This window comes from Parasphingorhabdus halotolerans (assembly GCF_012516475.1).
Classification (GTDB): Bacteria; Pseudomonadota; Alphaproteobacteria; order Sphingomonadales; family Sphingomonadaceae; genus Parasphingorhabdus; species Parasphingorhabdus halotolerans.
Genome location: NZ_CP051217.1, coordinates 2,851,787 through 2,876,542 on the forward strand (window position 1 = coordinate 2,851,787; position 24,756 = coordinate 2,876,542).

23 protein-coding genes and 2 pseudogenes are annotated in these 24,756 nt (G+C 51.1%); 15 read left to right on the plus strand and 10 right to left on the minus strand.

The annotated features are described in order from the left end of the window. Nucleotides 1–7 precede the first annotated feature (7 nt). On the plus strand, nt 8–1,756 hold the full coding sequence (locus tag HF685_RS14005) for a class I adenylate-forming enzyme family protein (protein ID WP_425500163.1): 1,749 nt from the start codon (nt 8–10) through the stop codon (nt 1,754–1,756). Here HF685_RS14005 and HF685_RS14010 read toward each other — a convergent pair. Both HF685_RS14010 and HF685_RS14015 read right to left on the minus strand, forming a co-directional pair. Further along, nucleotides 1,753–2,682 (minus strand): acyl-CoA thioesterase, encoded by a 930-nt coding sequence (locus HF685_RS14010; RefSeq protein ID WP_211051225.1) that lies wholly within the window; start codon nt 2,680–2,682, stop codon nt 1,753–1,755. The genes HF685_RS14005 and HF685_RS14010 overlap by 4 nt on opposite strands. A gap of 48 nt (nt 2,683–2,730) precedes the next feature. Beyond that, nucleotides 2,731–3,903 (minus strand): thiolase family protein, encoded by a 1,173-nt coding sequence (locus HF685_RS14015; protein ID WP_168820517.1) that lies wholly within the window; start codon nt 3,901–3,903, stop codon nt 2,731–2,733. 302 nt (nt 3,904–4,205) lie between these two features. Here HF685_RS14015 and HF685_RS16445 point away from each other — a divergent pair, with 302 nt between their 5' ends. The 6 genes and pseudogenes from HF685_RS16445 (at nt 4,206) to HF685_RS14040 (ending at nt 9,387) form a co-directional block, all read left to right on the plus strand. Further along, nucleotides 4,206–5,000, plus strand: coding sequence for a thiolase family protein (locus HF685_RS16445; protein ID WP_246218631.1), 795 nt, complete (start codon nt 4,206–4,208; stop codon nt 4,998–5,000). Then, nucleotides 4,994–5,434: a thiolase C-terminal domain-containing protein gene (locus tag HF685_RS16450; protein WP_246218632.1), complete on the plus strand. Its 441-nt coding sequence runs from the start codon at nt 4,994–4,996 to the stop codon at nt 5,432–5,434. The genes HF685_RS16445 and HF685_RS16450 overlap by 7 nt, the downstream gene beginning before the upstream one ends. 2 nt (nt 5,435–5,436) lie before the next feature. After that, a complete protein-coding gene (locus HF685_RS14025; RefSeq protein ID WP_168820518.1) occupies nt 5,437–6,303 on the plus strand; it encodes a DUF1295 domain-containing protein in 867 nt (288 codons plus the stop codon). Nucleotides 6,304–6,332: 29 nt separating this feature from the next. Continuing rightward, nucleotides 6,333–6,497, plus strand: a pseudogene (locus HF685_RS16750) (JAB domain-containing protein); the annotation flags it as partial. Nucleotides 6,498–6,565: 68 nt separating this feature from the next. After that, nucleotides 6,566–7,075, plus strand: a complete 510-nt coding sequence (locus tag HF685_RS14035) for a helix-turn-helix domain-containing protein (protein WP_246218633.1) — start codon at nt 6,566–6,568, stop codon at nt 7,073–7,075. A gap of 371 nt (nt 7,076–7,446) precedes the next feature. Then, on the plus strand, nt 7,447–9,387 hold the full coding sequence (locus HF685_RS14040) for a DUF11 domain-containing protein (RefSeq protein ID WP_211051227.1): 1,941 nt from the start codon (nt 7,447–7,449) through the stop codon (nt 9,385–9,387). A gap of 119 nt (nt 9,388–9,506) precedes the next feature. Here HF685_RS14040 and HF685_RS14045 read toward each other — a convergent pair whose 3' ends face one another. Continuing rightward, nucleotides 9,507–9,761, minus strand: coding sequence for a hypothetical protein (locus tag HF685_RS14045; RefSeq protein ID WP_246218634.1), 255 nt, complete (start codon nt 9,759–9,761; stop codon nt 9,507–9,509). Nucleotides 9,762–10,013: 252 nt separating this feature from the next. Between HF685_RS14045 and HF685_RS14050 the strand changes: the two genes are divergently transcribed. The 8 genes from HF685_RS14050 to kduD all read left to right on the plus strand — a co-directional run bounded on the left by HF685_RS14050 (nt 10,014) and on the right by kduD (nt 20,176). Further along, nucleotides 10,014–13,055, plus strand: coding sequence for a TonB-dependent receptor (locus tag HF685_RS14050; protein WP_168820522.1), 3,042 nt, complete (start codon nt 10,014–10,016; stop codon nt 13,053–13,055). A 112-nt stretch (nt 13,056–13,167) separates the two neighbouring features. Then, entirely contained in the window at nt 13,168–13,905 is a 738-nt protein-coding gene (locus HF685_RS14055) for a FadR/GntR family transcriptional regulator (RefSeq protein WP_168820523.1), read from the plus strand. Between the two features lie 124 nt (nt 13,906–14,029). Further along, nucleotides 14,030–15,076: a TRAP transporter substrate-binding protein gene (locus HF685_RS14060; RefSeq protein WP_168820524.1), complete on the plus strand. Its 1,047-nt coding sequence runs from the start codon at nt 14,030–14,032 to the stop codon at nt 15,074–15,076. Beyond that, the gene (locus tag HF685_RS14065) at nt 15,069–15,599 is read left to right on the plus strand and encodes a TRAP transporter small permease (protein WP_168820525.1); all 531 of its coding nucleotides are present in this window, start codon (nt 15,069–15,071) and stop codon (nt 15,597–15,599) included. The genes HF685_RS14060 and HF685_RS14065 overlap by 8 nt, the downstream gene beginning before the upstream one ends. Beyond that, nucleotides 15,600–16,880, plus strand: coding sequence for a TRAP transporter large permease (locus tag HF685_RS14070; RefSeq protein ID WP_168820526.1), 1,281 nt, complete (start codon nt 15,600–15,602; stop codon nt 16,878–16,880). A gap of 184 nt (nt 16,881–17,064) precedes the next feature. Beyond that, nucleotides 17,065–18,702 (plus strand): hypothetical protein, encoded by a 1,638-nt coding sequence (locus tag HF685_RS14075; RefSeq protein WP_168820527.1) that lies wholly within the window; start codon nt 17,065–17,067, stop codon nt 18,700–18,702. Nucleotides 18,703–18,729: 27 nt separating this feature from the next. After that, nucleotides 18,730–19,362, plus strand: coding sequence for an RpiB/LacA/LacB family sugar-phosphate isomerase (locus HF685_RS14080; protein ID WP_168820528.1), 633 nt, complete (start codon nt 18,730–18,732; stop codon nt 19,360–19,362). 40 nt (nt 19,363–19,402) lie between these two features. Beyond that, on the plus strand, nt 19,403–20,176 hold the full coding sequence (gene kduD, locus HF685_RS14085; protein WP_168820529.1) for a 2-dehydro-3-deoxy-D-gluconate 5-dehydrogenase KduD: 774 nt from the start codon (nt 19,403–19,405) through the stop codon (nt 20,174–20,176). A gap of 9 nt (nt 20,177–20,185) precedes the next feature. On the opposite strand, the gene HF685_RS14090 is transcribed toward kduD, so the two are convergent. From HF685_RS14090 to HF685_RS14120, 7 genes and pseudogenes are all read right to left on the minus strand, one after another. Continuing rightward, nucleotides 20,186–21,229, minus strand: coding sequence for a LacI family DNA-binding transcriptional regulator (locus HF685_RS14090; RefSeq protein WP_168820530.1), 1,044 nt, complete (start codon nt 21,227–21,229; stop codon nt 20,186–20,188). A gap of 146 nt (nt 21,230–21,375) precedes the next feature. Beyond that, nucleotides 21,376–21,501, minus strand: a pseudogene (locus HF685_RS16755) (hypothetical protein); the annotation flags it as partial. Nucleotides 21,502–21,585: 84 nt separating this feature from the next. Next, nucleotides 21,586–21,762 (minus strand): hypothetical protein, encoded by a 177-nt coding sequence (locus HF685_RS14100; RefSeq protein ID WP_168820531.1) that lies wholly within the window; start codon nt 21,760–21,762, stop codon nt 21,586–21,588. A gap of 13 nt (nt 21,763–21,775) precedes the next feature. Next, nucleotides 21,776–22,048: a hypothetical protein gene (locus HF685_RS14105; RefSeq protein WP_168820532.1), complete on the minus strand. Its 273-nt coding sequence runs from the start codon at nt 22,046–22,048 to the stop codon at nt 21,776–21,778. Between the two features lie 23 nt (nt 22,049–22,071). Beyond that, nucleotides 22,072–22,473 (minus strand): hypothetical protein, encoded by a 402-nt coding sequence (locus HF685_RS14110; protein WP_168820533.1) that lies wholly within the window; start codon nt 22,471–22,473, stop codon nt 22,072–22,074. A gap of 178 nt (nt 22,474–22,651) precedes the next feature. Further along, entirely contained in the window at nt 22,652–23,593 is a 942-nt protein-coding gene (locus tag HF685_RS14115) for an HNH endonuclease (protein WP_168820534.1), read from the minus strand. A gap of 8 nt (nt 23,594–23,601) precedes the next feature. Next, nucleotides 23,602–24,342, minus strand: a complete 741-nt coding sequence (locus HF685_RS14120) for a hypothetical protein (RefSeq protein WP_168820535.1) — start codon at nt 24,340–24,342, stop codon at nt 23,602–23,604. Nucleotides 24,343–24,756 lie beyond the last annotated feature (414 nt).

Sequence of the window (24,756 nt, forward strand, 5' to 3'; positions counted from 1 at the left end):
GAAAAATTTGTCAGCTGAAGCCATAGATCCACTGGAAAAGTGGACACCGCCTGCTGGATGGCCTGTGCGATCACGCAAGGACGTCGACGCGCTGCTATGTGCGCCGGGCCAGCCGTTTGAAATGGAAATGGTCGATATTGACGGTGTAGCGACCCGCGTCTGGAAAAATGCGCATCCCACGCTGGCCGCTATGGCGGAACATGCGCGCGGCCATGGCGACAGCGAATTTCTGATATATGCGGATGAGCGCGTCACTTATGATAGCTGGTATCGGGCAGTGGCCGTTTTGGCCGTAGAGCTTCAGAAAATCGGTGTGTCCAAGGGAGATCGTGTCTCGCTTGCGATGCGCAATTTGCCGGAATGGCCGGTGATTTTCTTTGCTGCCGCTTCGATCGGAGCCATTGTTGTTCCGCTCAACGCCTGGTGGACGGATCTGGAGCTGGTTTTTGGTCTCGCCAATTCCGGCACGAGTGTGCTTCTCTGTGATGCCGAGCGATGGGACCGCATACTTCCGCATAGGTCGGACCTGCCTGATTTGAAACATGTCATCGTGGCGCGCAGTCAAGGCCCATTGGCGGGTTCGGCCCGCACACTGGAAGAAATTATCGGTCGACCGAATGGCTATGCCAAGCTGCCTGATATTAATCTGCCGACTGGAGATATATCGCCCGATGATCCGGCGACGATTTTCTATACTAGCGGCACAACTGGACAGCCCAAAGGCGCGCTTGGTTCGCATCGCAACCTCACTACAAACGCCGTTTCAGTGGGTTACTCGGGCGCAGCCCAAGCGCTGCGGCGCGGCGATGAATTGCCCGAGCCTACGGTCCGGGTTGGGTTAACGGTTGTGCCCATGTTTCATTGTACCGCCTGTTCCGCCATCATGATGCCGACCGTTCACGGAGGGCACAAGATGATCTTCCTGCACAAATGGGACACGGTGCAGGCGATGGAAATTATCGAGCGGGAAAAGGTCAATGCCACTGGCGGCGTGCCGTTTATTGCGTGGCAATTGATCGAACATCCGGACCGGAACAAATATGATCTGAGTTCCATCGATTCCATAAGCTATGGCGGCGCGCCTTCCGCGCCGGAGCTGGCACGCAAAATCCACGAAGTTTTTGGCGCGCTGCCCGGCAACGGCTGGGGCATGACCGAAACCATGGCAACAGTGACTTCGCATAGCGCCGAGGATTATCTCAATCGCCCAACCAGTTGTGGTCCGCCGGTAGCTGCGGCCGACCTGAAAATCATGAGCGAAGATAGAAGCAACGAATTACCCATTGGCGAAGTGGGTGAACTATGGGCGCGTGGCCCGATGGTCGTGAAAGGCTATTGGAACCGTCCGGAAGCGACCGCCGAGACCTTCGTCGAAGGCTGGGTCCGGACCGGCGATCTGGCTCGACTGGATGATGAAGGCTTCTGCCATATTGTCGACCGCGCAAAAGACATGATCATCCGCGGTGGAGAAAATATCTACTCATCCGAAGTTGAGAATGTCCTCTATGATCATCCGGCGGTGATGGACGCAGCTTTAATCGGCATCGATCACAAAACGTTGGGCGAGGAGCCAGCGGCGATTGTGCAGTTGGTGCCCGGTAAAACCGCCAGTGAAGCGGAATTACAGGAGTGGGTGCGGGAGCGCCTGGCAAATTTCAAAGTGCCGGTAAAAGTCCTGTTCAGCACGGAGAGCTTGCCCCGCAATGCCAATGGAAAAATCCTGAAGAAGGATCTGAAGTCGCTTTTTGAGGGTTAATCGCTTGGTGGTGTCAACCGGATAAGGCCCTCTTGCACGGCGGACGCAACCAACTTGCCATCCTGCGTGTAAAGCGAACCGCGATTGAGACCGCGCATATGGCCGGTCCAGTCGCTATCCATCACATAGCAAATCCATTGGTCCATCCTGAAATCATCGTGGAACCACATGGCATGATCGAGACTGGTCGAGAATAGCCCGGGCGTGGTCCAGTGCAGGCCGTGCGGGATCATCGAAGTCGAGAGCAACCCCATATCCGAAGCGAAAGCCAGGGCCGCGCAATGTGTAAGCGGATCATCGGGCAGCGGGGCAACGGTCTTGAACCATTGATAATGGCGCGCAGGCTCGGTTTTTCCTTCCGGGCGGAAGCTGCGCACATCAAAGGGCCGGGGCAAGCTTGCCCGCTCGAGATGCTCATCTGATACCTGCGGGTTGCGGGCTATATGTTCCATCATGCTCATGCACTGCTGGGGTGGCAGGACATCCGGCATTGGCACCTGATGGTTAAGCCCGTCGGCGGGCTTTTGGAAGGAGGCCGTCAGGTTGAATATGACTTTATTATCCTGCCGGACAACGACCCTGCGGTTGGAAATGCTGCGTCCATCAAAGTCCCGGTGAACCCGGAAATGCAAAGGCTTCGTTTCATCTCCGGCGCGCAGGAAATAGGAATGGAGCGAATGGATACGCTTTTCATCATCCACCGTTTTGTCCGCAGCAACGATAGCCTGCGCAATCACCTGCCCGCCAAAAATGCGTTCGCGTGCTGTCGAGTTCAGCGCGGGAAAGATAAATTCATCTTCGTCGCCTGCTTTCAGATCAAATGTCCGCAGCAAACCTGCAATCAGTTTTTCTGGAGGTACAGAGCTGCGGTGCGCCAAAGCCTGCGACAGTCGTCGCTGGATCTGGTCTTCATGTAATGGCTTCAAAACTCGTCCTATTCTTTAGAGAATTCCTATTGCCGCACTGTCAGACGTTCAGGAATATATCTCGAACAGTCCCGCGCCGCCCTGACCGCCGCCAATGCACATGGTAACAACACCCCATTTTGCTTTACGCCGACGGCCTTCCTGCAACAAATGCCCGGCACAGCGCGCACCGGTCATGCCAAACGGATGGCCGATGGAGATGGAACCGCCATTCACATTATATTTCGCTGGATCAATGCCCAGCTTATCGCGGCTGTAAAGACACTGGCTGGCAAAGGCTTCGTTCAATTCCCAGATATCGATATCATCAACTTTCAGACCCTGACGTTCGAGCAGTTTTGGGACGGCAAAGACTGGGCCAATGCCCATTTCGTCGGGTTCACATCCGGCCACGGCCCAGGATACAAATCGGCCCAATGGTTCCAGTCCCCGCCGTTCCGCTTCTTTGGCTTCCATCAGCAGGACCGCAGCGGCACCATCAGACAATTGGCTGGCGTTACCGGCGGTAATATATTTGTCTTCGCCCATGATTGGTTTCAGACCCGAGAGGCCTTCCAGCGTCGTGGTTGGGCGATTACACTCGTCACGATCAACGGTGTAATCAACTATCGTTTCTTCCTTGGTTTCCTTGTCGACCAGTTTCATCTTGGTCTGCATCGGTACGATTTCATCGGCAAAAAGCCCGGCTTCCTGGGCTGCTGCCATGCGCTGCTGCGATTGCAGCGAATATTCATCCTGAGATTCGCGGCTAACATTATAGCGTTCGGCCACAATATCCGCAGTTTCAATCATTGGCATGAAGATGGCTGGCGCAATTTTCAGGATTTCCTGATCGATAGAACCTTCCGGTGCACGAGGGCCTTGCATTGAAATGCTCTCAACGCCGCCCGCGACAACACAATCGGCGCCATCGCCACGGATATGGTTGGCGGCCATGGCGATGGCCTGCATACCCGACGAACAGAAGCGGTTGATGGTCGCACCGGCCGTGGTTTTGGGAAGGCCGGCGAGCAGCGCTGCATTGCGCCCAATATTGGGTGCGCCGTGCGCAACATTGCCCATCAGGCTATCATCGACAAAATCGCTTTCCACACCGGATTTGGCAACGGCATGCTTGATGGCATGAGCGGCCATCGTCATTGGCGGGGTGATATTGAAACCACCGCGCCCGGCTTTGGCAAGGCCCGTGCGGGCATAGGATACGATGACGGCTTCACGCATGTTAGAATCTCCATTTGATGCTGCTTCGGCCTAAGTCTAATTGATATGATGTCAAGATGCCAATAGATTGGGGAGGGTGGAGATTTGAATAGTTGTCTCAAGCCCGGCGCTGTGCCTTATGACTTTTAGATTTTTCGAAGCGAACTGCGGCAGGGTCCGTAATTCTGGCTCAGCGCCTTACCATGTAATATCGAGAACTCTTTCATTGCGCGTAAAAATGCGACATCAGAGGGTGACGGCTATCTCGAAGGTTGCATTGGTTGCATTGCCGGTGTTGGTGAGTTGAAAGAGAGGAGACAGGGGTGTCACAGAATATCTATATATTAGGCGGTTATCAGACCGATTTCGCGCAAAACTGGACACGCGAAGACCTGTCATTGTTTGATCTGTTTTCCACAACGGTCCTCACTGCGCTCGAAAAGACCGCACTGGATCCCAAGGATATAGACGTGGGCCATGTCGGCAATTTCGTGGCGGAGTTATTCACCGGCCAAGGGATGCTGGGTGGCTTTTTTGGCCATGTGCATAAAGATTTCTCCGGTATGCCTGCCTCTCGCCATGAAGGAGCGTGCGCTTCCGGGTCGCTGGCGATCTTGGGCGCGATGACCGATATTGAAAGCGGTCGCTATGATCTGGCCTGCGTGGCCGGGGTCGAGCTTATGCGCAATGTCTCTGGCGCGCAGGCCGCTGATAATCTCGGCGCCGCCATTTTCGTCGGCGAGGAGGGGCAAGATGTGAAATATATCTGGCCGGCGATGTTCTCTGATCTCGCCGAAGAATATGACCGCCGTTATGGCTTGCGGCACGAACATTTGATGGAAATTTCCAAAACCAATTTTGACAATGCACGGCGTAACCCCAATGCCCAAAGCCGCAACTGGCAGTTTGAAGACAAGAGCTTCACCGCCGATGATGAATGTAATCCGGTGATTGAAGGCTGGATGCGAAGACAGGATTGCGGGCAGGTTTCCGATGGCGCAGCGGTTGTTTTCCTCGCATCGGAATCCCGCGCCAGGCAATATGCCGAAAGCAGGGGTATTCCTCTTGAGAGTCTGGCCCAGATCAAAGGCTGGGGCACACGACAGCCCCCATGCTGATGAAAACAAAATTGGTTGATAGCGCCAGTGATGATTATGTTTTGCCGTGGACCCGCAAGGCGATCACCGACGCTTATCGCCGCGCTGGCATCGCCGGGCCTGAGCAGCTGGACGTGATTGAAACCCACGATTGTTTCTCGGTGACCGAATATATGGCGATTGAGCATTTCGGCGTCACCGCGCCGGGCGAAGCATGGAAGGCTATCGAGCAAGGCGTCATTGCCTTTGACGGCAGGCTTCCGGTCAATCCCTCCGGCGGCTTGATCGGTATGGGGCATCCGGTCGGCGCGACCGGCGTTCGCATGATGCTGGATGCATCCAAGCAAGTGACCGGGAATGCCGGTGATTATCAGGTAGAAGGCGCAGCGACGGTCGGCACGTTCAACGTCGGTGGATCGGGCACGACCAATTGTGCGTTTGTCGTGGGAGTTTAGTCATGAACCTGAAATTATTCATCGCTTTAGTCGTAACGATACTCCTTGGCGGACTGGTCTCGCTGGCTGGCAGTCAGGGCGGAGCAACCGCTGGCGCAATGCCGGTCTTTTTAATCTGCGGCATCATGGCCTTTGCGATTAACTGGCTGGCATTTATCCCGGCCAATGCCGCAAAGACAGAGAAATATTATGATCTGACAGGCTCCTTCACTTATTTGTCGTTGATGGTGGTGGCTTGCGTTCTGTCAGCACCGCTTGATCTGCGTTCCGGGATTATTGCGCTGATGGTTGTTATCTGGGCGATGCGACTGGGGTCATTTCTGTTTCTGCGCATCCGCGACGATGGCGGCGACCAGCGCTTCGACGAAATAAAAAAATCCCCCGCCCGTTTTTTTCTGACCTGGACGATGCAAGCCATTTGGGTGCTGCTGACTGCCGCCAGTGCTCTGGTGATTATCACCAACAGCACAAGGATACCGCTGGATATATTTGCCCTTTTCGGCATCGGACTTTGGATTGCCGGCTTTGCCATCGAAGTGATATCCGACAGGCAAAAGCGGGAATTCCGAAAAGTGCCGACCAACAAGGGGCGTTTTATCTCCACCGGCCTATGGGCATGGTCCCGGCATCCCAATTATTTTGGCGAAATAACATTATGGACCGGTGTGACCATCGCATCTTTGCCGGTGCTCAGCGGCTGGCAATGGGTGACGATCATATCGCCCATATTCGTTGCCTTCCTGATCATCCGCATCAGTGGCGTTCCGAAACTGGAAGCGAGTGCGAAGAAAAAATGGGGCGGTGAAAAAATATATCAAGACTATGTTGCATCGGTCCCGCTGGTGATACCGCGGCCGCCCAAGGGTTAAACACCAACTTGCAGTCGGATGTTGGTTTCATGAGCAAAGAACAATTCCGTGTTCACTTTCTCAATTCCCAAAATCATCTCATCAAAGAACATATAATGGCCACAGGAACGGTCTCAGCTGTTCCCTTCTATCCCCGGGAAGTCATTCAAAAAGCGCTGGAAACAGGCGCTTCGGCTCTGATACTAGTCCACAACCATCCCAGCGGATGCGTCAAACCAAGCGCGCACGATATCCAACAAACCCGGAAAATGATCCCAGGTTCGTGCAATCCACTTTCAAAAGTCTTTCGGTTAGTAATGATAAAATTGCTTCCCGCTCCGATCATCAAGTCCACGTCGGCCCGGATCACCCAAATACCGACCGCCCAAAAACAATCAACGGGACAAACATCAGCGGCAAAGACCAGTTGACCGGTCTGGATGTTGCTCGTGGTGTCTACAATAGCAGACAAACGCGGGACAGGCTGTTAAAGTCTGAACTGCCGGGGCTGGAAGAACCCATCTGGGATATTGTCATTTTTCTTTATATTGCCCAATGCGAAAATCGCACAATCTATGTGTCCGACATTGTAACGGATGCCGACATACCTCCCACGACCCGATTAGGCTGCATTGATAGCCTGACATCTGCGGGATGGATAGATCGCGGAAAATGCGCGGAAGACAAGCGCCGCGTCTGTGTTAAGTTAAAGTCCAGCGCCACGGAAAAAATTGCGATGCTGATGCAGGATAATCGGAGTGGTCCCATCGCGCTTGTCATGCCCCTGGGCTAAAATCCGCATGACCTGGTGAATAGAACAAATGTTATTCCGGGACACCATAGCAACCTACAAAAAGATGAACTCCCCGAAGGTTGGAGAGCGCCCATAAGGCAAGGCAACTTAAATCCCGGCGGAAGTGAAGCAATTTGACAGCTTATTTTCCCCCCGCTTTGGTTGTTTAAACTTAACAAATAGGGAACTTTTATTTGCTACACCCTGTCATTCGGGTTGCCTTCTGTCTTTTTCATCAAGCTAGCTGGTGGGCTTTTGCTGAGCGCGCGGCGGGGCTGGAATCAACAGAGGCATTCAGATTGAACATTTTACACCATTTGAACCAGAAACAATTTACGCGATAACGAAAGGGGCCGATATAGGCTGGAACCATGTTGCGTCGATCAGTTCTCTATCTTAGTCTGCTATTGGCCGCTGTTGTGCTTCCGGCCATAGTGGCTTTTGCTGACCTCAGGACCCCGGCACCACCGGGATGGTATGATCCTGACGGTGTTTCTACCGGACAGGATTGGCATTATCGCGTACCAGTTACCCTTCCCGCTACATCCAGCATCAACAGCACCGCCAAGGTCAATGTGAACTTTACAACCATAATGACTCAATTGGGAATCAGCGGGACATTTGACGTAAACTCGGTCCGTGTTGTCCGGCCAAATGGCACATTGGCCACCATACAGGAATATACCGACGGGATATTTAACGATGCCACCGATGCCGCCAATAACAACCGCGGCGAGATCAAGTGGATAGTTCAGGATGGCGGTACGCAAACCTATTATATTTATTTTGATATCACTCAAAATGGCGCAAAAACTGCAAACCCGCAAACTCCAATCAATGCAAACTTCGAGCGCGGAACGACGGGACAAGTAAATCCGACTGGTTGGAGTGGAACGGCCGTCACGAACTACGATGCCCAAGTCAGGCCCAACGAAACAGTCAGTGTTGCAGACAATACAACCGTCAACACCAATGGTAATGCCAATACCGGTAGTTTTTCCTATCTGATCGGATCGCGGACCAACGCCGATAGTAACGGAACAGATCGTGCCGTGCTAACGCGGACAATCGCAGTTCCGGCAACCAATCCTGGGAACCTAACGGTGCGCTGGAAACCCCAGGGATGGGACAGCTCAGCAAATAGTGCGACGCAGTGGGACTATTTACGGATTGAGATTGTTGGAGGAACAACGACTGAAATAGTGGGGCCGACGGCGGGCAACTATGTAATGCGGCCTTTCAGCCCCAATTTCGGAACGAGCGCGGCAAATACCGGGCGATCCGGCTATGGTCCCTATAATGGCTGGGACATGACGACGACAGGAGTCCATACCGCTGGTATGACCGTCGCAAACGGCAGCGAACCTTGGTGGTCGCACTCGGCATCACTGGCTGCTTATGCCGGCCAAACCGTAACGGTGCGTTTTTCATCCAACCATGCGGCCTCTTTTCGCAGCTGGTTCATGATCGATGATATGGAATGGTCGATTGTCAACGGTACGCTCGGCACACCGGAGGGGTTTGGCGTGGTCACGACCTTGCCTGCCAATGCCAGCACATTGGCACCGGGACAGTCCTTAACCATCACAGCGCAAGTGGACGCCCGGCCGACAGCGGCGACCAATCCCGTAACAGCCAATGTTTACAATCAAGCGGGTACTTTGGTCGGATCAAACATCCTTCTCTATAATGATGGCACGCATGGAGATGTGACCGCTGGCGATGCGATCTGGACCAACAATAACAGTGTCCCGGCACAACCGACTTACACGATCCCGCTTGGTACAGCCACTACGACAGGTTGGATTGTCCGCGTCTTTGCCAAGGATGCGAGCGCGAGCACGATCGGCGCGCAAAATGGTCTGGTCCATCGCAACGGTCTACCAATTCCGGAAATTGAGGCGAACTACTGGAATATTGACGAAATTACCTTCAACGTCACGCGCGCCAATATCTCCGTTACAAAAATCAGCCGCGTGCTGAGCGATCCGGTTAACGGTGTTACCAATCCCAAGGCGATTCCCGGGGCGACGCTGCAATATTGCATTTTGATCACCAATGGCGCGGGGGCGACCGCGACGGCGATAACGGCTACCGATACGCTGCCGTCCGATGTCACGTACGTCACTGGTTCCATGACCAGCGGTGCCAATTGTTCCGCCCTGACATACGCGGAAGATGAAGACGCCTCGGGTGCTGACGAAAGCGACCCCTATGGCGCTTCCATTAGTGGTTCGGTCATAACCGCCAATGCTGTATCATTGGCGCCATCCAGTGCGTTTGCTTTGGTTTTTCGAGTGACAATCGACTAATTCTGCAAGTCTGATAATCCATTAGGTTCGTCTATCGGGGCAAATAGCCCAGATAAACATATCATAGGCAGCGCGATGGTGTTCGAAAGCCGAAGCCTAAAGGATCGGGCGCTAATCCTCTAGCTGCGCACCAGCCGACCCGGCCGAGCGCCAGTATCGGAATCATCTTCCCTGATCTTTATACCATTGCAATATGTTGCAATATAGCCTGTGACTGGCTGCATCACACGGGTACCTCCGGCTGGTAAATCTTTGTAAGCAACGGGAGAGCCCACGCTAAGTTTATCAAAATCGATGACGTTGATATCAGCGCGTTTACCCACTTCTAGCGAGCCCCGATCATTGAAACCATAGAGCGCGGCGTTGCGCGTCACACAGAGCGCCAGGCGCTGCCTCCTTAACCCGAACCCGGGGTTTGACAATCAGTAACATCAATAGATCCCATTGTGTACTCGTGGTAGGCGGTTGGGCCTAAAAATAGCATGGTCCAATGCATTTTTTACGCCATCAGATATTGACGCCCACAAAATTTTATGTCACCGGTGTCATTAATGATACCGGTGTCATATGGTTTTACGGTTTAAGTTTGTGAAATCACTCAAAAATAAAAAAAGGGAGAGAATTCAATGAAAAATCTTGGGGTAAATTTGCGCAAGACTGTTTCACAGCGACGCTGTTCGGCGGCACTTCTGGCTGGAACTGCTTTGTCGATGTTGGCGACGCCAGCTTGGGCGCAAACCGCTGATGAAGCTGAAGTTGAAGAAAATGTGATTATCGTTTCCGGGATTCGTGCTTCTCTTGCCAGCGCGTTGAATGAGGAACGGGCTGCGGACAGCTTAATAGAAGTTATTAAGGCAGAGGATATCGGTAAGCTGCCCGATCAAAATCTTGCTGAAGTTCTAGAAAACGTCACTGGCGTTCAAATTACCAGAACCGCAGGTGTCGGTACCGGTGTTCAAATTCGTGGCTCCAATGATAACCGAATTGAAATCAATGGTGTTGGAACCGTGGGCGCTGGCAGCGGTCGCAGCGGTATAAATTTTGAAGATATCAATGCAGCCATCATCGCTGCCGTGGAAGTAATCAAGGCGCCGACAGCAAAAACCACAGAAGGTTCCGTTGGTGGTACGATCAATTTGCGCACCATTCGCCCTCTTGAGGTGTCAGACATGATTGTCAGTGCGCGAGTACAAGGCGAATATAGCGAGCTTTCCGATAGTGTTACTCCTCGCATCTCAGGAAGCTTTGCCAATAAATGGGAAATTGGCGCAGGTGAAATCGGTATCGTTCTCAGCGGTAGCTATGCTGAGCAAGAAGCAACATCATTTCGTCCCCGCGTCGACCGTGACGGTGGTCTTGTTGAGAATGTTGGAGCGACCGTTATTAGAAATGGTCGAATAGAAAATCAGGCAACTAGGCGTCCAGCCGCGCAAGCCTTTGACTTTCTTGGTATCCAGTTCTTAAACCAAGAACTGGAGAATTTTGAATATAGCACGATAAATTTTGCGGGTACTCTTGAATGGGCACCAAGCGACAATTTGAAGTTTTATTTTGACACGATTTATAATGATCAGGAACGTAGACAGGACAGCTCGCGTATTCAGGGGTCGGGCGTCAGCGCATTACTAAACTTCAATGTACCCAATACATTTCAAACCGTTAATTTTGGTTCGCTGGACGGTGTAAATTTGGGTAGCATTGAAGCCGCCGAAACCGGCTCCATTGCTGTAAACCTTGCTGCTGATGGCGATGATCCAAATCTTCGTTTTTCAAGTGATGTTGGTGCGCGGATTACAAAAACAGAAATGTACAGACTTGGTAGTGAATTCGAAACCGGCCTCTTTTCCGCTACGGTTGAAGCCTCGCGTGCAATTTCAAACTCTAGAAACCCCGACTTGAGTACGACGCTAAATTTCCTAAACCCCAACACTCCGATTGGAACCGGAAATGATAACGCGGTACCTTTCGCTTATGATTTGTCTGGAGGATCACTGGCGTTCGGTATAGATTCTTCGTCGCCATTTGCGCCAACAGCAGCACAGTTGCTCGATCCCAATAATGTTGTACTTAACGCCGTTAATGTCGGAAATAATACATCGCGAAATAAGGAGGATGCATTCCGCCTTGATATGGCTTTGGATTTGCAAGATTTAACATCTTTCCTGTCTTCTTTTGAATGGGGCTATCGCTTTAATAAACGGTCAAGCAGCTTTAGAGATATCGGTGCAAATTTGAGCTTAAGTCGCCTTTCTGACAGCCCTAATGGTTCATTCTTCTCCGATCTTTTGGTCGCTGGGCCCAATAATTTCGGTGATGCCGATGGTCGAAGCCTGTTTTTTGGTGATTTCTTGCTGATTGACCCAGATAAGGCTTTTAGTGACCAAGCCGGTACAATCGCTGCCTTGCAACAGGCAATTACCGCTTATGGCGGCACGAGGCAGCTCGGCGCAACTGCTGAAGCCAATGGCGGTTTCTTTTCAATTAATGAAACCACTCATGCAGTATATGGCCAGTTGAATTTTGAAGCAGGACCAGTTCGCGGAAACCTTGGTCTGCGGTGGGTAAACACGTCTTTGGCATCAACTGGTAACATTGTTAACACAGCGGGCGATATTATTGATTCGCCAGTTACAAGAGGTGGCTACACAAAATTATTACCACGGTTGAATGTTGCAGCTGATTTATCTGAGAATTTGTTGCTGCGTGGAAGTTTCGGCCAAGACATTAACCGCCCTGACTTCAACAAATTATCAACATCAGTTTCTTTCGGAACAAGTGAGAATGCTTCGGTGTCAATCGGCAACCCGAACCTCGCTCCTGAAACCGTGACATCGTTTGATGCATCACTAGATTGGTATTTTGCGCCTTCATCGGTAATCAGCGTTGGTATTTTCCACAAGAAACGCAAAAACTTATTCGTGACACGGCTTGAAGATGTTGAATTTACTACAATTGGCGGACTTCCTTTCCGTGATATTACGGCTCCCTGTGAAGGCGGTGGTATATTTAATCCAATTGCAAACCGGGGTATAAGTTCTCCTGACACTGGTGTGGGTGCTTGTGTGCCGATTGAGACAACAATCAACGATACTGGCAGCACAACACAAACCGGTATTGAAGTTGCATTGCAATATGATCTTTCGCAATTTGAAGACAAGCTTGGTTTCGCATCTGGCTTTGGCCTCCAAGCAAATTATACGTATCAAAAATTTGGTGGTGGTGATGCGATAAACACTTCTGCTGCACGGGGAACTGATGTCTTCAATGCGATAAATGGTATCTATAACGACGCCAACTTTGTTCCGGTTACTGCAAAGCAGGGGCTGCTGGAGTTCTCCAAGCATTCATACAATATTACCGGATATTATGAAAAATACGGCCTGTCGGCTCGCTTGCGTTACACATGGCGCAGTGCGTTCCGTACCGAGGACACCGTGGGTGGTGCGTCATTGGCAAGTATCTTTGGCTTCAATGCCGTTACAGCAGCCAGAGGACAGCTCAACGGCGGTATCAACTATGACGTGACGGAAAATATCAATATCGGCGTTGAAGGTGTGAACCTGACCAAATCGAAAATTCGCCAATATTGTGTGAACGATGGCGCGTTGCTCTGCTTTGAAGGATTGCCTGACCGACGTTTGACCGCGGGCGTCAGCGTTAAGTTCTGACAAGAGGAATAGGTCAGTCATGCCAACGGGGGGAGGCTGACCTATTACTTGCCGTGCGATGGCGCAGTTCAAATATTTTTGAAGTGGCGTAAACTGAGGGCAAATAAATGTAATGAAACGATTATACCTTTCGATCACGCAAGATATCATAAGCGACATTAAAGAGGGGCACTATCCCGTCGGCACCCGCCTGCCATGTGAGCGCGAATTGGCGAAAAAGTTGAGTGTTAGCCGGGTAACGATCCGAGAAGCACAAATTGCTCTTGAAGCAGAAGGTTATATAGAAAAAGATCGCTCGGGTGCATTTGTAAAAAGGCGGGATATCAGTTTCGTTAGCGAGTTGCCCGAAATGAGTGCGTTTGAACTGACGGCTGCTCGTGCCGTTTTTGAACCAGAAGCCGCCGCTCTGGCAGCGACAAACATCACGGATGCGGGTTTGGAAGAACTGCGATTGTTAATCCAGGCGATGGCAAATTCCAATCCCGAGACTGACGATAGCGGAGAAGACGTCGACAAAAAATTTCACCTCACAATCGCGCGCCTGTCAGGCAATGCAGCTGTTGAACATATAATCCAGACATTATGGCGTATTCGAAATGAGGTTCCGCAGGTTAGCAGTGTATATGCCAAAGTGTGTCGGGTTGATGGTGCAGCAAGGACGGAAGAACATGCAGCAATACTGGACGCACTTTACCGACGAGACCCTCCTGCCGCTCGCTCTGCCATGCGTTTACATTTTGATCGGTTGTTTCAGGAAATGCTGACAGTGACCGAAAATGACGCCTTAGAAGAGATCAAACGCGAAAGCAGAGAGAATCGTCAGAAGTACCTTCGTGTCACACAGATATAAATGGCGTGTACATTGATCTTCATATCCACTGTTTTGGCTCAACAGCATTCTTTCCTACAAAAAAGCAGGAACAAAAAGCACGGCTGAATCAGATTTCTGACAGTCCCGAATGAGAGCGAGAAATATGGATCAATCTTATCAAGAATATAGCGGAGACGATCTGATAGATTCTGGAAAACTATTCTCACGGCGAAAAATACTGGGCGGTGCTGCGGCAACGGCGCTGCTTGCTGGGTGCAAGCAATCGTCCGTCAGAACTCTGCGTGCAGCCGAGTTTCATCCGCCCAATTATCCTACCTCGCAAGCCATTCTTGAAATGGGTCGGCTTATGGGACTCTATTCAAATGGTACACTGGGGCTGAAACTTTACGCGGGCAGCCAGTTGGGCTCGGAACGTGACACGCTTGAGCTGACAACATTTGGCGGTATCGACATTAACCGTGTCGCGCTTGCGCCGTTGAACAGTATTGAGCCGATGACATCGATACCGGCGTTGCCATTCATATTCAACAATGTCGCTCATATGCGCGCCGCGATGGACGGTGCGCCAGGTCAAACAGTAATGACCTCGCTAGAAAGACACGGGTTGATCGGGCTTTGTTATTATGATTCCGGAGCGCGATCATTCTATAATACCAAAAAACCTATTCGCACCCCCGAAGATATGGCGGGTATGAAGCTGCGTGTTCAGAATTCGGATCTCTATATATCGCTGGTTGAGGCATTGGGAGCCAACCCGACGCCGATGCCACTGGGTGAAGTTTATCAGTCTCTGGTGCAGGGGGTTGTCGATGGCGCCGAGAATAATTGGCCGTCCTATTTTGAAGGACGGCATTTTGAGGTTGCGAAATATTATAGCCTGACGCGGCATGTAATTGCCCCGGAGGTTCTGATTATGTCAGCCCAAAGCTGGCACCGGCTATCCGAGAAGGATCAGGAAATCATTCAACGATCAGCCAAAGAGTCGGTCCCCGTCATGCGCGAATTGTGGGATGCAAAAACCAAAGAGGCTCAGGAAAACATCATTGCAGCCAAGGTTGCAGTCAATGAAGTCGATGACAAAGAAGCTTTTGTCGAACGGATGAAACCGGTTTGGGATGAATATGTGCAATCGCCCGCGCAGAAACGGTTGGTTGACGAAATACGCGAGATGGGAGCCGATCATGCTTGAGAAGGTCACTGCGTTTAATAGCCGGCTTTGTCATCTGATATTGTGGCTCAGCGCTGCTGGATTGGTTGCGATGACATTCATCATCGGCTGGCAGGTATTTGCGCGTTACGTGCTGAACGACAGCCCGAGCTGGTCCGAGCAGGCATCACTTATACTGATGATCTGGTATGCTGTAATCGCCGCTGCGGCAGGTTTTCATGAAGGATTCCACATTCGTATCCTCGCTGTGCAAACTTCTGTCTCTGAACCGGTAGCGCGAGCGATGCGCCTGCTGGCTGAAGCAGTTGTCATCATTTGCGGTGTAATGATGCTGATCTGGGGTATTGAACTGACCGGCATCATATCAAGCCATGTAATCCCGTCCCTTGGTATTTCCCGATCATGGGCATATTTGCCGCTACCGATTTCCGGCGCACTGATTATCCTTTTTGCTGGTACGAGATTTGCCGGAGAAATTATTCGTCCAGGCTGGACAGCCGAGAAGCCAGTCGAGTCACAAATGAATCAGGCGGGGACCAATTAGATGGAACTGGCTCTTCTCCTAATTCTTCTAATCGCGATGTTGATGCTGGGCGTTCCCGTGGCCTTCGCTCTGCTTATCGCCAGCGCGGCCACTTTGCTAGCGCTGGATATACCGCTTGCCGTGTCGTTGCAAAGGACAGCCGCTGGCATCAGTATATTCTCGCTGATGGCCATTCCTTTTTTCATATTTGCCGGCGACCTTATGTACCGATCGGGCATAGCCGGACGATTGGTCAATATTGCAGAGGCTTCCCTTGGCCGTGCAAGAGGCGGATTAGGTCAAGTCAACATCGGCGCGTCGATGCTATTTGGCGCAGTATCAGGCTCAGCCATTGCCAATGTCTCGGCCATGGGTTCGACAATATCTCCGCTGATGGAGGAAAAAGGTTATGACCGGGACTATGCCGCCAATGTGAATATTACAGCAGCCATTGTCGGACTACTGATCCCGCCATCGCATAATATGATCATTTATGCGGCTGCTTCAGGAACAGGCGTTTCTATCGGTGACCTGTTTCTTGCAGGGGTTATTCCCGGAATTTTGACAGGCGGAATGCTCATGGTGGTGGCTTGGCTTATTGCCTGCCGGCGCGGTTATCCTGCCGGCGTATTTCCTGGTTGGCGACCTTTTTTGAGGGCTGTTGTGTTTGCTCTTCCGGGATTACTGACAGCGATAATCATTATCGGCGGTATATTGAGCGGTATATTTACGGCGACGGAATCTTCTGCGGTAGCGGTGCTTTATACGATAATGGTCGGAGTTCTGGTCTACCGAACAATCGGTTATGCCAAGTTTGTTGAATCCGCGATAGCATCAGTCCGGATCACTGCAATGGTGCTACTGATTATTGGGGCAGCGAGCAGTTTTGGCTATGTTCTAGCGATATTGGAAGTGCCAACCGATCTTGCTTCGCTGCTTACCGCGCTGACCGATAATCCAATACTGATCCTGCTGATCGTTAATGTCATGCTGCTTGTTCTGGGTACTTTCATGGATATGTCGCCGCTGATTGTTATTACCACGCCAATATTTTTACCGATTGTCGGTGCACTCGGGATTGATCCGGTACATTTTGGCGTAATCATGATGCTGAACCTTGGTATTGGTTTAGTCACGCCGCCGGTTGGCTCGGTCTTGTTTGTCGGCGCCGCAGTCAGCAAAATTCCGGTTGAACAAACTATCAAGACAATCTGGCCATTTTATCTGGCTCTAATCGCCGCACTGCTGCTGGTCACTTATATCCCGCTATTGTCGATGGCATTGCCGAATGCGTTAAAGTAAAATGTATAAAACATCCTAATTTTACTCGGAATATAGCCTTTAAAAACGTGCCATCGTTGACGCCGCCACATATTTATGACACCGGTAGCATTAATTCAAATGTTTACGGTCTTCAGAAAAAGAGGAATATAGTTTCGTGAAACCTTCTGAATATAGTCTCATATTAATCCCCGCCTTCGCCGTTATGACAGCATCCTGCGTGATGGCGCAAACGGCGGTTAGCGAGCCAGCGCTGCCAGCAATTCTTGGTGATAAGACGATCGCGGCACAAAATCCTTTGCCCGATTTCAGCTATGCCGGTTACGGATTTGGTCTGGCCGAATTACCGCGCGCAGGCGGTTCCATCATTAATGTAACCGACTACGGCGTAATAGCCGATGACGGACTGGATGATAGCAAAGCGATATTGAGAGCACTTGCGGCGGCCAATGCTGTGGCTGGCAAGGTCACATTACGCTTTCCTAAAGGCAGGGTGCAAGTCACAGAAGTGCTGCGTATTACGCGCAGCGATATTGTACTCGAAGGTTTTGGTGATGGCAAAGGCGGCACCGAGCTTTATTTTCCGCGTCCTTTGAAAATCATTGATCAATCGAGTGATCTTGATGAGCTGCGTGATTATCTGGTTCGGGAGAATAAATTCCAGAAGGAGCCGGAAAACAACATTGATTATCTGTTCACCGAATATAGCTGGTCTGGCGGATTTATTTTCGTTGGCCCCGAAGGGACGCGGCCCGTCAGCTATGATGGCAGCAAGGACAAGCGCGATCCGGTTTTAGCTAATGGCGTGTCTGGTAAGCAATTTGGTCGTAGCTTTACCGTTGATAGCACCGCCAATTTAAAGACTGATGATGTTATCCAGTTACAATGGTTTTCCGGTGACGGCGAAAACAGTGCGATTATCAAATCGCTTTATGGCGATACGGATCTTCCCATCGGATCACATCACTGGACATTCCCGAACCGCCCGGTTGTCGGGCAATCCACCCGGATTACCGGCATTAAAGGCAAGACGATTACTATCGGTGATCCGCTGCTCCATGACATCCGTTCCGATCAGCCTGCAGCGGTTGCCAAATGGGAACATCTGACCAATGTTGGCATCCAGAATATGCGGCTGGAATTTCCGGCTAATCCCTGGTTCGGGCATCATCTGGAACAAGGATATAACGGCATTTATATGACTGGCGTTTTTGATGGCTGGATCAGAAATCTGACGGTGCATGACAGCGATAGTGCTATCCTCACCGACAATGCCGCTAATCTCACCATTGCAGATATTACCACCACGGGTGACCACCGCGCGCATTATTCCGTGCATGTCGGATCGGTGCATAATGTTCTGGTAAAGGATTTGCGCGTCGAAAATCCGGTCGTGCATCCAGTTAGCGTGAATACCCGCTCGACCCGGTCAGTCTATCAGCGTGCAACCGTTTTGCGCGAGGCAATACTGGATCAGCATAGCGGATCAAACCACCAGAACCTGTTTGACCAGATTACCATGTATATTGATCCGGCAAAGGGCGATGACGGCTGGCAGTACCGCCTCTATGTCGGCGGCGGCGCGCCCTACTGGAAACCGGGCCACGGTATTGGCAATACCACATGGAATATCAACCTGTTCACGCCCGATAGCGTTCCAGCAGATGCAACGGTGAACATCACTAGCGGTCTGGAAGGGCCGGGAAAAACTATCGCAGGATTACATGGAAACCGTCGGTATTCGGTGACCTATGATCCAGAGGCGACAATTACCGCAACCAACGAAGCGATAACGCAAGCACCATCGCTTTATGATTATCAAATGTCGCAGCGCAAAAAATAGCGGCTGCCTAACAAACAAGGAAATATTATGAAAATCGCTTTAATTTCTGAAAATAGCCAAGCCGCAAAAAACGGCATCATCCATAGCGCGCTGACATCAGTCGCCGGGCCATTGGGCCATGACGTCCATAATTACGGAATGTATACCGCAGAAGACAGCGCGTCTCTGACCTATGTCATGAACGGATTGCTGACCGGTATATTGCTCAATTCCAAAGCTGCCGATTTTGTGGTTACAGGTTGCGGCACCGGCATGGGTTCGATGCTGGCTTGTAATGCCATGCCTGGCGTTTTCTGCGGCCTGGTTATCGACCCGACCGACGCGTTTTTATTCAACCAGATTAACGCCGGGAACGCTATTTCAATGCCTTATGCAAAGGGCTTTGGCTGGGCGGCTGAGCTGAACCTTGAAGATTGCTACCGCAAGCTTTTTGAAAACGAGGCAGGCGCTGGTTATCCTAAAGAACGTGCAGCGATCATGAAAACCAATCGCGGAATTCTGCACGATTTAAAAGCAGCAGCATCAAATGACATGATTACCGTGCTGAAAAATGTTGATCAGGATTTACTCAAATCGGCGATTGCTGGCGAAAAGTTTGCAGAACTTTTCTACCCCAATTCGCAGGATGACGAGATTAGCGACTATTTGCGCAATCTTTAATTTCTACGCAGCACACACGTCACAAAATCCGGAGTAACCGATGAATAGTAATCCATTTGATCTTGCTGGCAAGGTCGCCATCGTTACAGGTGCCAACACCGGGATAGGGCAGGGCATTGCTCTGGCCCTTGCCGAAGCGGGCGCGGATATTGCTGCTGTCGGCCGCTCGGCAGCGGCAGAGACGGTTGAAAAGGTGCGGGCGCAGGGCCGTAAGGCGGAAATTATTTCGGCTGACCTTTCCAGCATTGAGCCCGTTGAACGCATCATTGATGAAACCAGGGAAAAGCTCGGCAGCGTTGAAATTCTGGTCAACAATGCCGGGATTATCCGCCGCAACGACGCGGTAGATTTCTCCGAAGACGATTGGGATGCCGTCATGGACACCAATCTGAAAAGCCTGTTTTTCCTGTGCCAAGCAGCAGGCCGCGAGATGATTGCCGCGTATGAGGCCGATGGCCGTATTGGCAAGATCATCAACATTGCCTCGATGCTCACTTTTCAGGGTGGTATTCGGGTACCGAGCTACACGGCTTCAAAATCAGGCGTCGGCGGCTTGACCAAGTTACTTGCCAACGAATGGGCCGCCAAAGGGGTCTGTGTGAATGCGATTGCACCGGGCTACATCGCCACCAATAACACAGCGGCTTTGCAAGCCGATGAAAGCCGCAACCGGCAGATTATGGACCGTATTCCGGCGGGCCGCTGGGGCGATCCTTCGGACTTGGGCGGCGCTGCAGTGTTTCTTGCGTCAACGGCTTCAGATTATGTGCAGGGCCACATATTGGCGGTCGATGGCGGCTGGTTGGCGCGCTGATAACTTAGGCTAATTGTCCAGCGGAACATCGGCAACTGACATCCGGTCAATAAAGGTCGATTCCAATATTGTCGGGAGTTCAGCGTCATCTCGTTCGGGCAGAAATTCCGGGACCAGTTTCCGTGCCGCCAGTTCGCCCATTTCGGTAATGGGCCAGCGTACCGTGCTTAGCGGAGGCCAGATATGTGAGGCGGTAGGAGAGTCATCAAAGCCGATGATGGAAAGCTGTTCAGGCACCGCGATGCCTTTCGAGCGTGCTGCATGAAGCACACCAGCTGCCATTTCATCATTGCTCGCAAATATCGCTGTTGGCCGGGGCTGCTGGGACAATAATTTCGTTCCCGCCGTAACACCTGACTCAAAACGATAATTACCCTCGGCGGCCAGCTTTTTGTCAAAATTAATGCCTGCATCGGCGATAGCAGCGAGAAATCCGGTTTCGCGTTCGAGCGCAGACCGGAATCCTTTTGGGCCGCGAACAAATCCGATGGTTTTATGGCCGCGCTCAATCAATGTAGCGCACGCTTTCCTGACTACTTCCTGATCATTGGATGCCACACAATTATCAATACCATCCAATATCGCCGAGCCAATGCGCACATAACGCACCCCAAGTTCTTTACAGAGTTCGGCCAAGTCATCCCGTTCGGATATTGGCGGTAATAACATAGCAGCCAGCGGCCGTTGTTTTTCGAGAAACGTCCTGACATCATGCAGAATATCATTCGAGTTTCGCTGAACCGGTCGGACGACAAGAGCAAGATCAGATTCCTTGATCGCATTCAAAACGCCGGTTTGAAAGTTCAACACAGTCTGGGCATTGGGATTGTCGTGCAGCAGAACGATCAGAAAATTTCGCCGGAGAGCCAATGCCCGGGCCTGCGGGTTAGGAACAAAACCCAGAGTGCGAATGGCATTTTCCACTTTTTCCCTCGTGGCTTCGGCCAGAAGAGGGGAGCGATTAATCACCCGGCTGACCGTTTTTTTTGAAACGCCGGCTTTAGCGGCGACATCATTAATCGTGGGCTGGGATCTGGATTTGGGATTCGCCATATTTGGATATCTGCTCCAACAAAGTTCCAACCTCCATGATCAAGGTCCTATCGCATCTATAGTCCGAAATATTCCCTAGTCAAAAGGCCATAAGGCGATTCACTTAACATTCCATCGCCAATGAAACTTGCAACTGACAGCGTGTCTTATACGGCTTTTTTGAGCAAGAATGACGACAGGATAGGGAAGTTACCGCCTGTCATAACATGATCGCGCGCGTGCAGCACGCCATAGATATAGTCGAAAACCTTGACCTCGGTCGGGCGATCATCGCCGGTTGCTTTGCGGAAATCCTTAAGCCCCTCCTTTTCAAAGGAGGGGTTGGGGTGGTTTCTCCCGGCCTGCGCACTTTTCGCTTAGCGAGCGCCGCCTCCCGGCGTCACCACCACCCCTTTCCCCTCCTCTGAAGAGGAGGGGTTTTCCTGGTTCAACCCACCCGCCGCACAAATCGCGGCATAGATTTCGGGATCAAAATTGACCGTCCGCCCTGTCGGCGAAAAGGCATCACCCTGCTCGGCCTCTTCGTCGGCCATGCTTTCCAGCTATTTAGGCTAATTGAAACCCCTCAATACGATTCAGTTCCACTTCAAATTGCCGCCAGAGAAAGTTCGCTTCTTCAGGAGGTAGAACCTTTGCCTTGATTGGAAAACTGTTGCGATGATGGCGCATAGTTTTTTCGTCCCACGGTGCCACTTTCGTCGCCGCTTTTGCTGCATCAAGCAGTGCATGCAATTCTAATCGCACCGAATGTGAACTGACATATTCGGTTTCGTCTGGCTCGCCTAAATCAAATCCCAACTGCATTTTCTGATCTGCCAACTCATCACTCCAACTTAAGACATTTACCGCCTTTTACCGCCATAAACGGACGGCTCATCGGCCAGTTTATGGCGAAGCAACTCCAGTGAACCACCCGGTTGTGCCAATACCTTCGGTATTGCCAATATACCAATCAGAAAAGCTTCGTCCAGTTCTGCGCGCGCTTTATCCACATCTATTTCGTTGAAAGGTAGCATGGGAATGTCAGACCGTTTCTTCAGCAACGCTGCAGATTGATTCAACTGAACCGCAGAAAGCATGGCCGGATCAAGTAATGTCATCTTGGCCAGTGCCTGCTTGCCAATGTTGCCTCGCCCTGATTGCTGTTTGTTGGCTTGCCACCAATGCATCAGAAGCCCGAGCGAGGTGTTTCCCCACAACGCCACCGCCGCTTCCATTTCCGGTTTTGGAAATTTCAGTGTCATCCAGGCCTGCCCACCGATAATTAAGCGATTTGTATATTGCATCGCTGTTGATTGACTGTTGAATCGAAAGTTCTGATTGATGTGCAGACTAGACGACCAATCCCCTGGTTAACGGCTTCGAAGCAAATATTTTTTTCCCACTTTTGCAGGAAAGAGCACAACGCTTAGATCCTTAGCATTATCCAAGGAAGCATTGATTCTGATGCCACTGGATATGCTCAAGGGATGGACGGCCTTCTTCAATTTCCGGCACGGCCAATTGGCTGCCATGCAAACGCCTATACTCATTACCGTTATTGAAGTCGGTTCTTACGCGATCACTTACAACAAGTTTTAACTCATCATCAAATGTAACGTATCCTGCATCAAACACGCTATGGATATCCTTGCGTAGTAGGATTCCATTTTGCACTTCATGCTCGCCGCCTTGCCCATAGGGTCTTATGTGTGCCGCATCGAGTGCGGGTAAGACCCTTCCATGTGAAATTCCACATTCTCTTCGATAGGCATCGGTCACTGCCAATCTGAACGCTCCTTGGCCTAAACGGGGTTTGATCAGGGTTGGTGCGCCAAATTTTGAGCCCTTGTGTGAAAACGGTAGCGAGCCCTCTTTGAGGTACGAGCTATTGGCTGAATCTTGGAGGGACATTTGGGTGGCAGAATTCTGCAAAGCCTCCCACAGGCGCATACCTTCAGTTGTTTCGGTATCGTATGTTTTGCCAACGACAATCGAGTTTGCCCAGCTATCGGGTTGGGGAATCCAAAGCTCTTGGGGGAAAAACACTGGTTGAACAACTATCCTACAGCCAATAACACAATCTGCAGCGGGATTCACCTCTTTGCGATACTGTCCAACCCTTGCCCTCATATCATCAAAACTAGCCGCACCGTTTTTTGTGCCCATGGCATCCCAAGCAAGTGACAGCGGCAAATTAGATGCTTGGCTCAGCACTCCGAATCCACCGATTACGTTCCGCGGCGCTTTCAACTTGAACAAAAACAATTCGCCTGGAGAAACCGCGCCAAATTTGGCGTGTCCGCTCGGTTGCCAAAAGTTGACCTCATCGATGTTATCGTGTGCTGCCAAGTAATCAAACCAATTGGGGTCTGTATTGGCCACCCACATTCTCATGACCGAACCTCGCTGGCGTACCTTTTGAATGATAGGATATTTCTACCTAAGAATGAATATAGTCCATGAGCAAGGTTCTCATGAAACACAAAGGCATTGGCCAGAATAGTGGTGGCCATTCTCCGCGTTTGGTCGCTATCTTCCTGACAAAGCGCTTCTGCAATCAAATCAAGTGCGACAGGATAACTTTTCTCAATTCCCTCCAGTTGACCTGCGGCTTGCGTTACTCCGAGCATCAGTTCATCGGCCGCATTTTCGACAATGGCGGGTGGAACGGTTGCTGCTTGTGCCAATACTGACAAATCAGAAATTGATCCCTTAATCCATCCCTTTAGAGGCCAGCGGGTGCAATCATCTGGCTTGTTGCCTGTAAAAAGGGCAAACTCCATATCTTCGGTCTTGGCAATCTCATCGGCTAGTGCTGTACCAGATAATTTTCTGAAACCTTCAGGCGTTCGCACGGCAATAGAGGACAATATAGCTCGGCCATTTAACCTGAGTGTCTCACCCAGTCGGTCTTTTGCTTCGGGCTCCACGGTTATCGCTGGCAAAACTTCGGTTTCAATTACGACCGGTGAAACACCATCTTCCGTAACGAGAATGTCAGGCCGTTTGCTATTGCCGGTAAGCGTACCAGTGTTTTCGGATCGAACAACTTTTTCATCATTCCAGCCATGTCGTGTTGTGCGCAATGCATTGGCGATAGCATCGTTTATAGTGTGTTCGGTTGTTGCCAACTCAATTCCCCTTAGACATTGTCCTCATGCCCAAAGCCCCTGCGCCGCGCAATTGCTTTGTCGCCTGTGGCCGTAATTGGGGAATTCCAACAGGCTTTCCTACAGGCCGTTGTCTATGCGATGATCATTCCATGAGCCATCCGACTTTGCTACCAAAGCCCTATATTCTGGGATCCATCCGGTGTTGGGAACGCTTCTTGCAACGCGCGCGGGCGTGCGGGCGCGCACGTACAGGGCTCACTTTCCTAAACTTTGTAATATTATTTCCTACAGGGGGCTGTGGAAAGCGGAGCCGGGTTATTTGCGTTCAGGGGGTGTGACCCTGTGTGACCCTAACGCATTTGTGCTCCGGCCAGCACGCCGGAGTGCTGGCGGTCATGTAGCGGAAAACAGCGCTTCCTTGGTGGCAATTGT

Bases quoted from the DNA above. Each gene is read 5' to 3' on its own strand.
- HF685_RS14015 (WP_168820517.1), bottom strand. From the start codon at position 3,903: ATGCGTGAAGCCGTCATCGTATCCTATGCCCGCACGGGCCTTGCCAAA.
- HF685_RS16450 (WP_246218632.1), top strand. From the start codon at position 4,994: ATGCTGATGAAAACAAAATTGGTTGATAGCGCCAGTGATGATTATGTT.
- HF685_RS14025 (WP_168820518.1), top strand. From the start codon at position 5,437: ATGAACCTGAAATTATTCATCGCTTTAGTCGTAACGATACTCCTTGGC.
- HF685_RS14040 (WP_211051227.1), top strand. From the start codon at position 7,447: ATGTTGCGTCGATCAGTTCTCTATCTTAGTCTGCTATTGGCCGCTGTT.
- HF685_RS14050 (WP_168820522.1), top strand. From the start codon at position 10,014: ATGAAAAATCTTGGGGTAAATTTGCGCAAGACTGTTTCACAGCGACGC.
- HF685_RS14055 (WP_168820523.1), top strand. From the start codon at position 13,168: ATGAAACGATTATACCTTTCGATCACGCAAGATATCATAAGCGACATT.
- HF685_RS14060 (WP_168820524.1), top strand. From the start codon at position 14,030: ATGGATCAATCTTATCAAGAATATAGCGGAGACGATCTGATAGATTCT.
- HF685_RS14065 (WP_168820525.1), top strand. From the start codon at position 15,069: ATGCTTGAGAAGGTCACTGCGTTTAATAGCCGGCTTTGTCATCTGATA.
- HF685_RS14070 (WP_168820526.1), top strand. From the start codon at position 15,600: ATGGAACTGGCTCTTCTCCTAATTCTTCTAATCGCGATGTTGATGCTG.
- HF685_RS14075 (WP_168820527.1), top strand. From the start codon at position 17,065: ATGACAGCATCCTGCGTGATGGCGCAAACGGCGGTTAGCGAGCCAGCG.
- HF685_RS14080 (WP_168820528.1), top strand. From the start codon at position 18,730: ATGAAAATCGCTTTAATTTCTGAAAATAGCCAAGCCGCAAAAAACGGC.
- kduD (WP_168820529.1), top strand. From the start codon at position 19,403: ATGAATAGTAATCCATTTGATCTTGCTGGCAAGGTCGCCATCGTTACA.
- HF685_RS14090 (WP_168820530.1), bottom strand. From the start codon at position 21,229: ATGGCGAATCCCAAATCCAGATCCCAGCCCACGATTAATGATGTCGCC.
- HF685_RS14100 (WP_168820531.1), bottom strand. From the start codon at position 21,762: ATGGCCGACGAAGAGGCCGAGCAGGGTGATGCCTTTTCGCCGACAGGG.
- HF685_RS14110 (WP_168820533.1), bottom strand. From the start codon at position 22,473: ATGACACTGAAATTTCCAAAACCGGAAATGGAAGCGGCGGTGGCGTTG.